At 58.0% G+C, this 15,296-nt stretch carries 12 protein-coding genes and 1 tRNA gene; 5 read left to right on the top strand and 8 right to left on the bottom strand.

The features are described from left to right. Positions 1-12: 12 nt before the first annotated feature. From ALP8811_RS08975 to ALP8811_RS08945, 7 genes are read right to left on the bottom strand one after another with little or no spacing between them, the layout of a single operon-like run. The gene (locus ALP8811_RS08975) at positions 13-948 is read right to left on the bottom strand and encodes an AEC family transporter (protein WP_108856774.1); all 936 of its coding nucleotides are present in this window, start codon (positions 946-948) and stop codon (positions 13-15) included. Next, positions 945-1,760, bottom strand: a complete 816-nt coding sequence (locus ALP8811_RS08970) for an MBL fold metallo-hydrolase (protein ID WP_108856773.1) — start codon at positions 1,758-1,760, stop codon at positions 945-947. Before ALP8811_RS08970 ends, ALP8811_RS08975 begins: the two co-directional genes overlap by 4 nt. After that, positions 1,757-2,560: a TatD family hydrolase gene (locus ALP8811_RS08965; RefSeq protein WP_108856772.1), complete on the bottom strand. Its 804-nt coding sequence runs from the start codon at positions 2,558-2,560 to the stop codon at positions 1,757-1,759. Before ALP8811_RS08965 ends, ALP8811_RS08970 begins: the two co-directional genes overlap by 4 nt. Before the next feature lie 16 nt (positions 2,561-2,576). Beyond that, a complete protein-coding gene (locus tag ALP8811_RS08960; RefSeq protein ID WP_108856771.1) occupies positions 2,577-3,704 on the bottom strand; it encodes a DNA polymerase III subunit delta' in 1,128 nt (375 codons plus the stop codon). Next, on the bottom strand, positions 3,701-4,330 hold the full coding sequence (gene tmk, locus ALP8811_RS08955; protein ID WP_108856770.1) for a dTMP kinase: 630 nt from the start codon (positions 4,328-4,330) through the stop codon (positions 3,701-3,703). Before tmk ends, ALP8811_RS08960 begins: the two co-directional genes overlap by 4 nt. A gap of 7 nt (positions 4,331-4,337) precedes the next feature. Next, on the bottom strand, positions 4,338-5,537 hold the full coding sequence (locus tag ALP8811_RS08950; protein WP_108856769.1) for a D-alanyl-D-alanine carboxypeptidase family protein: 1,200 nt from the start codon (positions 5,535-5,537) through the stop codon (positions 4,338-4,340). 60 nt (positions 5,538-5,597) lie between these two features. Then, entirely contained in the window at positions 5,598-6,497 is a 900-nt protein-coding gene (locus ALP8811_RS08945; RefSeq protein WP_108856768.1) for an SPOR domain-containing protein, read from the bottom strand. Positions 6,498-6,695: 198 nt separating this feature from the next. Here ALP8811_RS08945 and ALP8811_RS08940 point away from each other — a divergent pair. From ALP8811_RS08940 to ALP8811_RS08920, 4 genes are all read left to right on the top strand, one after another. After that, positions 6,696-6,785 (top strand) — tRNA-Ser (locus ALP8811_RS08940). Between the two features lie 299 nt (positions 6,786-7,084). Continuing rightward, positions 7,085-7,813 carry an ABC transporter ATP-binding protein gene (locus ALP8811_RS08930; protein ID WP_108856766.1) on the top strand — a complete coding sequence of 243 codons (729 nt, stop codon included), beginning with the start codon at positions 7,085-7,087 and terminating at the stop codon, positions 7,811-7,813. Next, complete coding sequence (locus ALP8811_RS08925; RefSeq protein WP_245924610.1) at positions 7,810-10,173, top strand: ABC transporter permease; 2,364 nt, start codon at positions 7,810-7,812, stop codon at positions 10,171-10,173. Before ALP8811_RS08930 ends, ALP8811_RS08925 begins: the two co-directional genes overlap by 4 nt. Before the next feature lie 5 nt (positions 10,174-10,178). After that, a complete protein-coding gene (locus tag ALP8811_RS08920; RefSeq protein WP_108856765.1) occupies positions 10,179-11,408 on the top strand; it encodes an efflux RND transporter periplasmic adaptor subunit in 1,230 nt (409 codons plus the stop codon). A gap of 69 nt (positions 11,409-11,477) precedes the next feature. On the opposite strand, the gene ALP8811_RS08915 is transcribed toward ALP8811_RS08920, so the two are convergent. Next, positions 11,478-12,407 carry a 1-phosphofructokinase family hexose kinase gene (locus ALP8811_RS08915; RefSeq protein WP_281260719.1) on the bottom strand — a complete coding sequence of 310 codons (930 nt, stop codon included), beginning with the start codon at positions 12,405-12,407 and terminating at the stop codon, positions 11,478-11,480. An 883-nt stretch (positions 12,408-13,290) separates the two neighbouring features. Here ALP8811_RS08915 and ALP8811_RS08910 point away from each other — a divergent pair. Beyond that, positions 13,291-15,294, top strand: a complete 2,004-nt coding sequence (locus tag ALP8811_RS08910; RefSeq protein ID WP_108856763.1) for a pectate lyase-fold domain-containing protein — start codon at positions 13,291-13,293, stop codon at positions 15,292-15,294. The last annotated feature ends 2 nt before the right edge of the window (positions 15,295-15,296 follow it).

Genomic DNA, 15,296 nt, shown 5'->3' with positions numbered 1-15,296 from the left:
GCGTGAAACGGGTTAGGACGCGCCCAAAAGGGCAAGCCAGCCCCAGACAGTAAAAACGGACAGGGCGGTGCCAGCCAGCACCGTCGTGGCCGCAATGCGTTTGCCGACTCCATAGAAGCTGGCAAAGACATAGGCGTTGATGCCGGGGGCGCTGGCTGCGGTCAAAATGGCCGAACGGAATGCGCCTGTTTCCAATCCTTGCAAAGAGCCAAGCGACCAGGTGATTGCCGGATGAACGATCAAAGATAGAATGCAAAGATAAGCCACGATCTTCAGATCGCCCTCTGGGCGGTAGACGTAGAGCACGCCCCCAAGCGCAAAGAGAGCAGTGGGCAGTGCCGCACGTGCCATAAGAGACAGAGCTTCGGTCAGCACACCTGGCAGAGCCAATCCTGTTAGGTTCACAACGAAACCTGCTGCAATTGCCATGACCAGTACATTGCGTGACATCGAGCGCACGATCTGGCGCAGCGTTTGGGCCGGACCTGATCCATTGGTGCGGGCGATTTCCATCGCGATGATGCCTACCGAATAACAAAAAGGCGCATGAAACGCGATGATGGCATAGTTGCTGGCAAGGGCGTCTGCCCCGAAAGCGCGTTCGGTGATCGGCAGGCCAAGCAGAACCGAGTTTGAGAAGAGCGAGGCAAAGCCGATGGCCACCGCATCGGTCCATGGGCGGCGAAATAGATAACGTGCCCCCAGCAGACCGCCAAAGAATCCAATCAGCGCGCCTGAATAGAAACTGATCAGCAAGGGGATGTTGACCTCTTCCCCCAGATCCAATCCAGCGATGGCCAAAAACAACAAGCAGGGAATGGCAACGGTTTGCGAAAACTTCATCAACCCGTCAAATGCCGCGTCGCTCAACGCCTCGCGCCAGCGAACAAGAAAGCCGAAACCAACCACCAGAAAGACCGGCAGGATGATGTCGATCAGGGCATTCATGGGTGCCGAATGGGCAGAACCATCCCGTCAAAAGCCACGGTCACATTGTCGGGGGTTTCTGCTTCGACCGTGGCGTAGTCCAGATCGATATGCATGTTGGTCAGAACACCTTGTCTGGTTCCAGACTGGCGGATCCAATGCAGGGCATCATCCAGATTGAAATGGGTCGGATGCGGCGTGCGTCGCAGCGCATCGATGACAAAGGTCTGAAGCCCTTGCAGCACATGGGTCACGTCATCGGGGATCTCGCTGACATCGGGCAAATAGGCCAGGTCGCCGATGCGGAATCCCAGAGAGTCCATGCCGCCGTGGCGCACCTCGAACGGGGTCAGGCGGATTGCGCCACCTTCGCCTTCGATCACCACGTCTCCGTCAATCGAGTGTAGGTCCAGAATAGGCGGATAGCTCGACCCCTCGGGTTGAATGAAGGCATAGCCAAAGCGGGACATCAGTGCGGTTTGCGTAGGGCTGTCGGCCCAAACTGGCACGCGTTTGCGCATGTTATAGACGATCATCCGCAGGTCATCGATGCCATGCATGTGGTCCGCGTGGCTGTGGGTGTAAACAACGGCGTCCAGCGCGCCGACGCCCGCGTCCAAAAGCTGGCTGCGCATGTCGGGTGATGTGTCGATCAAAACGCGAGTCACGCCACCATTGTCCCCAACGCGCGTCACAAGTGCCGAGCAGCGAGTACGGCGGTTTTTGGGGTTGGTGGGGTCGCAATCCCCCCAATGCCCACCCAAACGTGGCACGCCGCCCGAGGACCCGCAGCCAAGGATGGTAAAATAGGTGCCGGGTGCTAGTTCCGTCATGCGGGCACCTCATAGGCCGCGGCCTTGGCAAAAAGCCGTTCGAAATTCGCCTCGGTCTGGGCTGCGAAGTCTTCATAGCTGAGGCCATAAAGCTCAGCGCCTACTTTGGCAGTGTGAACCGTAAAGGCTGGTTCATTGCGCTTGCCGCGATGGGGCGGGGGGGCCAGATAGGGCGCGTCGGTCTCGACCAAAATGCGGTCGACCGGGGCTGCGGCGAAGATATCGCGCACCTCTTTGCTGCGCGGGAAAGCGGCGATGCCAGACATGGACAGATAGAACCCAAGATCCAGCGCGGCCTTGGCCAGTTCCGGGCCAGAGCTGAAGCAATGCATTACGCAGTCAAACGCGCCTTTGGCGTGTTCTTCCGTCAGGATGCGCGCCATATCGTCGTCCGCGTCACGCGAATGGATGATCAGCGGCAGGCCCGTTTGGCGCGCGGCTTCGATGTGGATCAAAAGGCTTTCGATCTGCACGTCGCGGCTTTCGGCGGTGTAGTGAAGGTCCAAACCAGTTTCCCCGATGCCGACGAATTTGGGATGGGCGGCAAGGGCGACCAGTTCGTCGACCGAGACCATCGGCTCGGACGCCACGCTCATCGGGTGGGTCGCAGCGGCGAAGAAGATTGGGGCATGTGCCTCGGCGATGGGCTGCACCTGCGCCAGATTGGCCATCTTGGTGCAGATTGTCACCATACGCGCGACACCAGCCTCGGCGGCATTGGCGATCACCTCGTCCAGACGTCCTTCGAAATCCGGGAAGTCCAGATGGCAGTGGCTGTCGGTGATTTTGGGCGTGCTCATATGGGGCGTCCTTGCCTCAGGCCGCCAATTTCACGGCCGTATCGTTGATCTTGAAAACCATATCAAGGATGAGCGCTGCCGGGTCAAGGTTCACCGCCCGCCCATGACCGGCTCGCGCTGACAATTCCTGCTGCAACTCGGCCCAAGCCCGTGCGGCATGTGGGTGGGGTGACAGCCGGGCAAGGCAGGCAGCTTCGCCGGGCGCGGCCTCGGCAGCGGGGTGAAATCCGGCCCCGTGGCGGGCCAGACGGGCCAGAAACAGATCAAACAGGTGCAAGATCAGTTCGTACCGATCAGCATTGGCCTTGCCTGTGGCACTTTCCGCAAGTTTCAAAGCACGAGGGCGATCGAAATCTCGGGCTTGAAAAATCTGGACCAGATCACCGTAAAGCCCCAACCCGTTCAGATGCGTGAGGCGCAGAGCGTCACCGGCCGACCCAGCGGCCAGCTCGTTCAGGCGAAGAACATCATCTGCAGACGGTGTTTCATCCAGACCGGCCATAACTTCAGACAACGCTTCAGGCGTAAGAGGCGGCAGGCGCAGTTCGCGGCAGCGCGACCGGATTGTGGGCAAAAGCCGCGAGGGTTGGTGGCTGATCAACAGCAACACGGCACCTTCGGGGGGTTCTTCCAGCAGTTTCAAAAGCGCGTTGGCGGCGTTGGTGTTCATCTCGTCCGCCACATCGACAATCACCACGCGCCGTCCACCACCGGCCGAAGACAGTGCGAAGAAGCTTTTCAGCTTGCGCACCTCGTCCACAGTGATCTCGCCCCTGAGGCGCTTGGCCTTTTCATCCCACGGGCGGCGCAGCAGAAACAGGCCCGGTTCCGAGAGGGCGGCAATTCGGTGTGCAATCGGGTGATCAGGTGAAATGTCGAGCGTGTCCGGGGCAGGGGCCGCAAACATACCCCCGTCATCCGCCGGAGTGGCCAGCAGGAAGCGTGCGATACGCCACGCCAATGTCGCCTTGCCCACGCCGCGCGGGCCAGTGATCAGCCAGCCGTGATGCATCCGGTCCGAGTTATATGCGGTTAGAAACGCCTGCTCGGCCGCGTCTTGCCCGATCAGGCGCGTCGCTTCACGCGGATGCGGGGCGCCTTCGATTTGGTCGGGCTGGGGGATGTCCTCGGGGGCGGTGTTCATGCGCGAGCCTTGATATCGGCCAGCGCAGTGGCAAGAACGTCCGCAGCCACCGTATCTATGTCGCGCGTGCCGTCGATTACGCGGAAACGGTCGGGATGATCCTGCGCCAACTGTAAAAATCCAGCGCGCATTTTATGCTGAAGTTCGGCGCCGAAATCCTCGAACCGTTCCTCGGTGCCGCCGCGCCCTTTGGCGCGGGCGTGGCCCAGATCGGGGTCCATGTCGATCAGGAACGTCACATCCGGTTCGCACCCGATCATCAGGTCATGCAGCGCGTCGACCTGTGCGCGTTTATCGCCGGACCGTGTGCCCTGATACATACGTGAGCTATCTGCGAAACGGTCGGTGATGACGATTTTCCCCTCGGCCAGTGCCGGGTTGATCAACCGCTCCAGATGGTCGCGACGGGCGGCGGTGAACAGCAATAGCTCGGTTTCAGCGGACCAACGGTCGGGGTCGCCTTCCAGCACAAGTGCGCGGATTTCTTCGGCCCCGGCAGACCCGCCGGGTTCGCGTGTCAGGACAACATCATGGCCAACGTCCCGCAAGGCCTCGGCCAGCAAGCGCGCCTGAGTGGACTTGCCCGAGCCGTCGATGCCCTCGAAACTGATAAACAATCCGCGCATGATCAGATCAGTTTGCGGTTGATGTCGTGCCGGGAATGCTCACCGGGGGCGGGGCGTCACCACCCATGACCAACGTCAGGACCTTGCTTGCTGCAGTGGTCAGGCGCTTGGTATAGCCTGCATTTCCCACACCATGTTCTGCAATAAGTGGGACGACAGTGTCACTTAGCCCATCGCGGCTGATCACCATCTGGGCCAGTTCCTGCCCTTGGGCGATCGGTGCCGGGATCGGGCCGGTCCAGGTAATTGTTGCGCTGATGCCGTCACGCTGACCCGCCGGGATCAGCAGGTTCACATCCGCGGCAGGGACCAGTCCGACGGTCGCGTTAGACCCCAACCAGACGGGTGCCTCGGCCACGCGCTGACCTGCTTTGACGGTTGTCTTCATGGTGAACTGGCGGAAGGCCCAGTTGACGATTGCCTCGGCCTCTTCCGCGCGTTCCTTTTCAGACAACATGCCCGAGATCACGAAAACGATGCGCCGATCCCCCTGACGGGCCGAGCCGACCAAACCATATCCCGCTTCCTGCGTGTGGCCGGTTTTCAGACCATCCGCGCCGATCCCAAGTCTAAGCAGAGGGTTCCGATTGAACCGATTGTCCGGAGCGCGGTCTTTATAGTGGTATTCGGTTTGCGAGAAATAGCGGTAGTAGTCCGGGAATTCGACAATCAGATGACGCGCCAAAAGGGCCAGATCTTTCATCGACATGCGCTGAAGCGGATGGGGCCAGCCCGAGGCGTTGCCGAAGCTAGAGTTCTCCAGTCCCATGTTGCGGGCGCGGTCGGTCATCATGCGGGCAAAGGCGTCTTCGGTGCCGGCCAGCCCTTCTGCAACGGCCACGCAGGCATCATTGCCTGACTGCACGATGATACCCTGCAACAGATCCTCGACGGTCGGGCGGTCGCCCTGGGTCAAGAACATGGTGGAACCACCCATGTTGGCCGCGCGATCTGATACGCCGAAAGGGGTCGACAGGGTGACGCGTCCATCGGCCAAAGCCTCGAACAACATGTTCACCGTCATAAGCTTCGACATTGAAGCCGGCGGCAGCGGAGCTTCCGCGTTCCTTTCGAGCAGCACAGTGCCCGTGGTCACATCCAGCACGTAGGCCGATGTGGCGCGCGTATCGAACGCCCGCGCGGGCAGCGCCGCAAGTAGAACCAATGCCACAAAGGCCGAAATGCACAAGGTCAGGCGACGAATCATGTTTAGGTATTGTCCTTTGATTGCTTTGGAGGGGGCGCAGCCGGTGCCTGCTTTCCGGTTTTAGTTCGTGACGAAATAGGCGTCGGCGAAGCCAAGCCCTTCAATCTTCTTCAGCAGATCGGCACGTTCCGATTTGGTCGACGCGGGCCCTGCAAGTACGCGCCAGAAATCCTTACCGTTCGTTTTGCCCGGTTTGATTGTCGGAGTGATGCCGATCCCGCGCAGGGATTCGGCTGTGCTTTTAGCATTCTCTTCGACCGAGAAGATGCCAATCTGAATATAGGGTTTGGTCAGTGTGCTCGACGGGGCAGGTGCTTTGGGCGTGGCGTCTGCAGCCGGCTTGGCAGCGGGTTTTGTCGCCGGTTTCGCGGCAGGTCTTGTGCCAACGCGGCGTGTCGTTTTTTCGGTGCGGTCAAGCGCTGCCTCGGCCGCGGCAATCGGGTCATCCAGCGTCGACTGCGAAATCTCTGCAGGGTTCTCTAGGGCAGGTTCGGCCTCGGGCGGGGGTGTCACGGGGACCTTTTGCTTGCGTAGGGCGGTCACTTTCAGCTCAGACGGAGCACCGGCCAGAAGCCCAAGTTCGGCCGCAGCGCCGGACGAAACCTGCAAACGGGGTCCCGGGATCTCACGTTCACGACGGAACAAGGCACCCACCACGAACTTACCGTTCGACATGTTACGAATGATGACGCGTTCAGGGTCGGTCGCGTTAGGGTGTGCGACCCAGACACCGCCAAGGCTGGGGCGGCCATCCCAGAGACCTTTCTCGGTCACCTGAAAGACCTCGGGCGCTTCAACATCGCGCTCTTTTGTTTCTACCTGACGGGAGGACGCTTTGGTGCTTTCCTTGCCGTCATTGGTGTTCTTCATGAAGCCAGGAAGATTGGTGTCGTCGCACGCAGCTACAAGAAAGGCACATCCAAGTGCCATGGCCACTTTCAAGGTGGTCTTTGTCGACATATCGCGCCCCTAGTATATCTATTTAGGATCCTCGGATCCAAACTGCTCTTTCAGGGTGTCCCTCAAGATTTGCGAGTAGTCTAAACACAACATCCGCGCGAGAAAAGAGCAGCAATCGCTTCCATGTCGCATGAGCACCTTCTCGCGTGAATTCTTCACTTTTAGAATCGCTCGATGGAAGTTAAGCGTCTTTTTGTCGGAGGAGTGGCAGAGTGGTTGAATGCACCGGTCTTGAAAACCGACGTAGGTGAAAGTCTACCGTGGGTTCGAATCCCACCTCCTCCGCCATAGCTTCCCTGATTCATTGATGCAAGGCACTCAAGGCATCCGGGCCGAACAAAGCCAGGTTGGCCACGTTTTGAAAGCGACCTGTCTATACACCCCCAGCTTCGTTGATCTCTATGAAGAGTTTGCCAGTGGTGGCATGCGTGAGGGCTGTGAGATTTGGCAAGTAGGTTTCAAGGCTAAGGCACGGCACCCAGCTTTCTAACCTTCGCAAAAGCAACGCAGAACAAGGTTCAAGCCAGCGGGTCGCGCCTTTGACTTCGATCATTATTCAGTGTCGGGTGATCGTGGTAGGGTAAGCCATGGATCAGGCACGTAAAACAGAAGCAAATCTCGCCTTCAAGGTTGAGGATTTAACCAAGACTTATGGTGAAGGGCATTCTGCGGTCCACGCTCTGAGAGGGGCGGATCTTGAGATTGAAGATGGTGAAATAGTCGTTTTGCTTGGGCCATCTGGAAGCGGCAAGTCCACGCTTCTGAATATTTTGGGGGGATTGGATCGCGCAACGTCGGGCGCGGTTCAGTTTCGCGATCAAGATCTTTCGAAAATGGATGACCGTGCGCTTACCAACTATCGGCGCCGCCATGTGGGGTTTGTCTTTCAGTTCTACAACTTGATGCCAAGCCTGACCGCGCGCGAGAATGTCGAGCTTGTCACGGAAATCTCCGAAAACCCAATAACTGCGGAGCGGGCTCTTGAGCTTGTTGGGCTTACCAAGCGTATTGACCATTTTCCGGCCCAGCTTTCCGGGGGTGAACAACAGCGGGTTGCCATTGCACGTGCCGTAGCGAAGCAACCGGACGTGCTGTTTTGCGACGAGCCTACGGGTGCGCTGGACAGTGCAACGGGCCGCGCCGTTCTGCGGGTCATCCAGGACGTAAACGAGGTGCTGGGCACGACGGTCTTGCTGATCACCCATGCTGCAGCCACTGCTGCGATGGCGGATCGGATCATTCACTTCGCGGACGGGCAAATCAAAAAGGTCGAGCTGAACAAGAACCGTGTTTCCGCCGAGGAGATCCACTGGTGACACCGCTTCATGCCAAGCTCATGCGCGATCTGTGGCGGATCAAAGCGCAGGCTGCCGCGATTATGGTGGTGATCGCGATTGGCGTCGCGCTGCAAATCATGATGTCCGGGTTCGTGTCTTCGCTGACCCTGACCCGAGACGCCTATTATGAACGCCACCAACTTGCCGATGTATTCGCACCGGTCGTGCGCGCGCCCAACTACGTTGAAAGCCGACTGGCTGACATCCCCGGCGTTCGCACGGTCGAGACGCGGCTTACAAGCATGGCGTCAGCAAAGGTCGCGACCCGCGAGTTCTCGATTTCCATGCAGGTGCTCTCTTTGCCATTGCATGGGCGGCGGCATTTGAATGAAGTGCGTTTGACACAGGGGCGGCTGCCCTATGCACAGAGGCCCGATGAAATTCTGTTGCTGGAAAGCTTCGCGACGGCTCATAACATCGTGCCGGGAACACGCTTCGAGGTCACGCTGAACGGGGTGCGTCGCTGGTATAACGTGGTGGGCACGGCGCAATCGCCCGAGTTCATCTATTTCGCGGCCCCCGGGGAATTCATTCCAGACGACGCTCGGTTTGGTGTGGTCTGGATGGGCCGACCCGCCCTTGCAGCTGCTTTAGACCTTGAAGGTGCGTTCAACGAGGCGCTGGTGTCTCTTTTGCGGGGGGTTAACAAAGCCGCAGTGCTTGATCAGATTGATCAGGTGCTGGATCCCTTTGGAGCGCCCGGATCCTATGGGCTTGAGGATTTTCCGTCAGATCGATTCCTAAGCGAAGAGATCTCGGGGCTGGAGGTCACGTCCAGCACCGTGCCGCCTGTCTTCATGCTGGTCGCTGCCTTCCTTCTGTACATCGTCACCAGCCGAATGATCACCGCAGAACGTGAAGAAATCGGTCTGGTCAGGGCTTTCGGGTACTCGAAACGAGAAGTCGCCAGCCACTATTTAGAGCTCGCGCTGTTCATCGCGGTGACCGGCGCGGCGCTGGGCTGTCTTCTTGGCGTGCTGCTGGGGCGCGCAATGGTTCCGGTTTACACGACCTACTACAAACTGCCCTTCCTGCTGTTCCGGCTTGAGTTTGCGTCCTTCGCGTCTGGCATGCTGCTTAGCATCGCTGTCGCCACATTGGGTGGGGTTTGGGCCCTGCGCGGGATTTTCCGGCTGACACCGGCCGAGGCCATGCGCCCGCCGACACCCCCCGATTTCTCGCATTCTATTTCATTCAAGAAAGGGTTGTTTGCGCGGCTGGATCAACCCACCCGCATGGTCTTGCGTCGGCTGATGCGCCAGCCTTGGCGGATGCTGGGTGCGGTCATCGGGATCGCCTCGGGGATGGCGCTCAGCTTGGCGATGCTGATCATATATGACGGGTTTGACGTCGCCATCGACCGCACTTTCAACGTCGTGGATCGCTCTGACGCGACGGTCAGTTTCGTTCAGAATGTGCCCATGCGGACGATCTACGATTTACAGGGGATGGAGGGGATCACGCAGGCCGAGCCTGTCCGCTTTGTTCCTGTGGTGTTTCGAAATGGCCTGCGGACCTACAAGGGCAGTATCACGGGGCTGGCGCCAGCCCCTGTATTGCACCGTGCGCTGGACAAGGACCTACGGCCGATTTCCCTGCCCGAGCGTGGCATAGTCTTGTCCACGCCGCTGGCTGACGTGTTGGACGTCGGTGTCGGGGATAGCCTGTTGCTGGAGATCCGAGAAGGGCGGCAGCTAAAGGTAACAACGCAGGTGGCCGGGATCGCCGAAAGCCTGCTGGGCGCACCCGCTTACATGGATCTGGACGCACTGGGCCGGCAGATCGGTGAACCCGATCGGTTTTCGGCGGCGTATATCTCGATGCGGGATGGGTGGCAGTCGAAGGTCTATGCCGATCTCAAGGATATGCCCGCCGTCGCAGGTATCAGCCTGCGAAGCGAATCCGAAGAAGCCTTTAAAAAGGTCATGGACGAGGGGGCAGGGTCTGCGCGCTTCATTATGGGGGTAATGGCCTTCGCCATTACCTTCGGGATTGTCTACAACGTGGCTCGGGTGGCGCAGGACGAAAGCGCGCGCGATCTGGCCAGCTTGCGGGTCTTGGGCTTCAAACACTCCGAGGCAGCGTTTGTGCTGCTCGGAGAGCTGGCGGTCGTGGTGCTCTTGGCCCTGCCGCTTGGCCTTTGGATGGGAACAGGACTTTCACATCTGATTGCGCAAGGTTTCTCAACCGATCTTTACCAGGTTCCGGTTGTTTTCGCGCCGAAAGCTTACGGCAACTCCATCTCGGTTGTTGTCTTAGCCGCTGGAATTTCAGGGTGGCTTGTACAGCGCAAAATTCGGTCTTCAGATATCACTCTAGCCCTTAAAACAAGGGAGTAACGGGCATGCAAAAAAAAGCGAAACTCTCCAGAAACGTACTGATCTTTGCGGTCGTTGCTTTTGTCGGCGCCGCGATCATCGCGCTTCTCATGCCAAAGCCAATTCCAGTGGATTTTGGCACTGTGCAGCGGGGGCCGATGGAGGTCACGATTGTCGAGGAGGGGCGCACGAGCGTTCGTGAGACGTATATTGTCTCGACACCCGTTGCGGGCAGGTTGCTGCGTGTACGGGTTCATCCCGGGGATGAGGTCGCAAGCGGAGAAACGGTGGTTGCGCGGATGCTTCCCATCAACCCTGCGATTCTGGACAGTCGCACCCGCGAGCAAGCCGCAGCCGCGGTCGAAGCGGCTTCTGCGGCGGTACAACTGGCCAAAGCAAATCTGGACGCCGCCCTTGCCAATGAAGAATTGGCAAATTCCGAAGTCGAGCGATCCCGCGCGCTTTATAACAGTGGAATTGCAAGCAAAGCCACGTTGGACCGTGCTGAAAGCGCATGGCGCGCGAGCCGGGCAAGCCGCGCCACAGCGGAAGCGTCCATTTTGATGCGAGAAGCCGAACTGGTAAATGCGAAGGCCATCCTTGTGGGGCAAGAAGACCTTGGTTCGACAGGTTCGGTTTCAGGCAGCAGCGTGCAGGAAATCCCGCTTTTGTCGCCGATTGACGGGCGTATTCTGCAGGTGTTTCAGGAAAGCGAGACCGTGCTGCCCGCTGGTGCGCCCATCATGGAAATAGGCGACGTCGCATCGGATTTGGAGGTAACCGTCAACGTAATCTCATCGGATGCGGTCAGGGTCTCTGTGGGTGACAAGGTTATCCTTCGTGATTGGGGGCAGGACAATGAACTTAGCGGCGTTGTCATGCGCGTAGATCCCTATGGTGTCACCAAAGCCTCCGCATTGGGTATCGAAGAACAACGTGTACGGGTGGAAATCGAAATTCAAAGCCCACCCGAAGACCGCGCAGCGCTTGGTCATGGCTATCGATTGGAAGCCGCCATCGTTGTGTGGCAGTCCGAGGATGTTCTCTCAGTTCCAACCAGTGCGCTGTTCCGCACCAATGGGGATTGGTCCGTTTTCAAGCTCAATCAGGGTGTGGCTGAATTGACCAGCGTGGACATCGCAAACAGCAACGGTGTCTTTACGGAAGTGCAGCAGGGGTTGGACGAAGGCGACGTCGTAATCTTGTACCCATCTGCAATTATTGAAAATGGAAGCAGGGTCGAGAGTAGGCAATAAGTGCGTCTTGTGCGCCTTGGTTTGCCTTGCAGGACATCTATGCCCGAGTTGCGGGCGAACAGATTGGCCCTAGAGGCTTTCCAGCTGGCATTGGGGGAACAAAGCTTCTGTTTCGGCAAGGTTACACAATGCAGTTCCGTCGGTGCCAACGGTCGCAGCGGCGGCGGCCACTCCCCATTTCAATGCCTCCTCGGGCGGGGCACCGCGTGAAAGCGATAACGTGTAAGCGCCAACCAACGCATCTCCGGCGCCGATCTTGCTGCGGACTTCAACCTTTGGCGCGTGACAGAAGAATTTCTTGTCACCACTCACCATGATTGACCCTTTGTCGCCGTGGCCCGTCACCACAGTTTTTGCCACACCACGACGTACAAGTTCTTGGGTGAAATAAAGATTGTCAGCAATCGAGCGTAGCGGCTTGGCGAATGCTGTTTCAATTTCGCTCCGGTCGAGCCGCAGAAAGTCCATAGGCGCGCGCGGCGCATCGATCAGGCGTTGGAGCGGCGCTTTGGACGTGTCGACAATCAAACGCGCGTTGCGTTGCTGGACCACTTCTTGCACCTCTTGCGGGAAGTCATCGGCAAGACCTGCGGCCAGTCCACCACTGAGTACGACAAGACCGTTCGCGGGTACCACCCGAGAGATCTGGTCGAGCAGCATCCGGCCTTCACCTGCATTCAGCGGGTCACCCGGAAGCGTAAAACGAAATTGCTGTTCGGTTTTCTCGTCGGTGACTGCCAGGCTGTATCCCGTTTCCCCAGCGACCCGATATTTCAGAACCGGCATGTTTTCATCGGAAAGCAAGTCCAGCAGGCGGTCCCCCATGGCGCCGCCGACGACCACAAAGGCCTTAGCGTTTCCGCCCAGCTTGATGACGGCCCGGGCCACGTTCACGCCCCCACCGCCTGGGTCAACTTGCGGTGCCCGGCAGTACAGTTTCAGTCCCGCTGTTACATGCTCTGTCGAGGTGGCGTAATCCACCGCAGGTTTGAGGGTGATCGTTAGGATTTCGCAGGGGATAGGGTTTCTCCATATTCGTCGACACCAAATTGATCCAGATAGGGGGTCTCCATTGGATCCTCCTAATGCTGTTTCAAAGCTATCATATCCCGATGCCTCTTTTGGGCAAACGGAGATCGCGCAGAACGGCAGCTTGGATCAAATTTATGGCATTCGGGATCCGAGTTGCGCCGCACTTGATGGGGTGCTGAGCGAGGCAAAGCTGCCGTCATTCCTATTGCTCTGCTCGGCACGCATCAATGCAAGTCGTCGTCCGGATGGTCTGTTTCGGAACCAATGAGGAAGGTCAAAGCCTAAAAGCCCAGTCTCAGCGCTTTCGCTGGTTGAATGGTGGGCACTGGCCTGATTGCGGTGTGTGAATTGTCGGTAAAATCGAGGCTGAGGGTTCGGAACCAGCCTGCCGCTACGGTCTCAACTGACTAGATGACCGCCACCGGCGAGTGGTGCCAGTGGCGGCATAACTAGTATCCCCTCACTCGTAACACGCCTTTTTTCTATGACCTGTTTGTCAAAACTTGGGCAGATTGAGGATGACCTAACGTCAGCCTGCGGCAGGTGGATGTGCACACCCTGAGGCCGATATGTTGCAGGCGCACCCGGTCCTCGTTGGTCCAGATGTTCGCACGGATATGCGTGTGCACGCTGTGGGTGTTGAGGTGGTCGAGATTGCGAGGCTTTCAGGCAAGATCGCATATGGGTCACAGTGGTTTGAAAGCTTTTAACCATTTGTTTACTTGATTGCCTGAAAGGCCTAAATTTCCCGGGAATAGGGAAGTTGGGGACGATCATGAACTCTCAATCAAAGCGTGTACGGTCAAACGCTAAACGAACAATTTCGCTCCTGGCGAGTTCGACAGCAATTATGATTTCGGGGGCGCAGGTCGCCCAATCAGAAATTTTTATCATTGATACTGATGTCGTCACGACCAACGGCGGCGCCACGGTTGATGGCGGCGATACCATCCGGGTGACCAGTTCTGGATCGATTGTGGCGGCTGGGCGCGGGCTTTATGCCACGGGAAATGCAAATACGCTGATCAACAATGGTTCTATTACATCGAGTGACGATGGGATCCGGGCGACGAGTGATGAGAACATCATTATCAACAATGGTTCTATCACGACTACGACAAGCTCGGATGAAGGGATAACCGCGGATGATCGCAATACCGTGCGAAATACGGGGGAAATCCGGACCTCTGGAAGTTCCGCTGAAGGGATATTTCTGGACAATGAAAACACCATTGATAACTCCGGCCTGATCAAAACCTCTGGAAGCAGCGCTGAAGGAATTGATGTCGACAATTTCAACACGATTACCAACAGCGGGCGGGTCATTACCACCGGGAGTGTATCTGAAGGCATCAATGCTCAGGATAACAGCAGTGTCGTGAATACCGGGTTTGTCCGGACAAACGGAAGCAGTGCAGATGGTATCGAGGTCGATGACCTTGGCACAGTGGATAACTCTGGTATCGTGAAAACCTTTGGTGACAGCGCTGACGGAATTAATGCCGATGATTTCGGGAGTGTGATCAACAGTGGATCTATTACGACAGCCGGTACTTTTTCCGACGGAATAGAAACCGACATTGAGGGGCAAGTCACCAACTCTGGCAGTGTACGTACCACTGGTACAGGGGCATCGGCGATCCGTGCACGTGGGATCGACAGTGTGATTGTGAACAGTGGAATTTTGGCTACTGAAGGGGACGGAGCCCGAGGGATCTGGTCTACGGCAAGCGGCGTAAGCATCACCAATTCGGGCACCATTTCCAGCGATCAGGAACTGTCGATCCTGATGCAAGGGGCCAATGCTGAACTTACCCTGTTGGAAGGCTCTGTTCTGATTGGGGACGTAGGTTTCTGGGCCGGCGATACGGCAACGCTAAACTTCGGACCTGGCCTGTCGGCCGTGGTTAAGACGGATGGGGGACTTCCCGCAACGATCAACATCGCGTCTGGTATCTATTCCGTGGTCGGCGGTGACACCATCGTGACCGCAGATGTCTCGGAATATACGGCTCGGGATGTTATGGCTTCAGATTTTGGCCGTTTGATTGCTGACGCGATCCCTGCACCAAGCGGTGACGCACAGGTGGCGCGCGGCTCTTTGGCTCTTGGCAAACCTACTTGGGCGAAAGTGTTCGGGGCGTCTCATTCCGGATCTGGCGGAACAGACTACATGGCCTTCCGGGGCTATTCGAGCGGTGTGATCGTCGGACGTGATGGCGACGGTGGCATGGGGTATTTCGGGGGCGTTGGCCTTCAGCACTATGTTAGCCGTGACAGCAGCGCTTTCGACACCAAGGCTCAAAGCTTGTTCGCGGGCATCTACGGCACCCTGGGCGGAGGGGACTACAGCCTCGCTTTGGGCGTGATGAAAAGCGACACCACCCGTCAGGTTGCCAACAACACTGTGGCCAGTGGTCTGGAAGAAGTATCCGCTGACTACACCAGCATCTTTATCGCACCGACCTATACGCTGGACGGCGTGATCGGAGGAGGCAACAACAGCCTGCGCCTGCGCTATATGGGTGTTTGGCACGATGCGCACAACTTTGGTTTCTCGGGTGCAGATCTCGATGTCGACGCAAGTTCGTCGCACACCGTCGAGGCCCGCTTGGAGTTCCGCAGCCCGCTCGACGGATCGGATTACCTGCGCTACGGCGTTGATGCTGTCTATCAGGATGGACAGCAGATTGATGTAAATCTGGGTGGATCACCGTTTGCAGTGTCAAGCGGCGCGGATGGCTGGTCGGGTCGGCTGTTCGCTGGCATCGAGGCTGGCGCTGGCCGTCTTGAGCTCAGCTACGACACCGAGGAACGCTTTGCAGCCTCTGCGGGTTGGTCCCTAAGCTTCTAAGC

It is taken from the genome of Aliiroseovarius pelagivivens, assembly GCF_900302485.1.
Taxonomy (GTDB): domain Bacteria; phylum Pseudomonadota; class Alphaproteobacteria; order Rhodobacterales; family Rhodobacteraceae; genus Aliiroseovarius; species Aliiroseovarius pelagivivens.
Note: the sequence above shows the minus strand (reverse complement) of the source record. Positions and strands in the feature narration are given on the sequence as shown.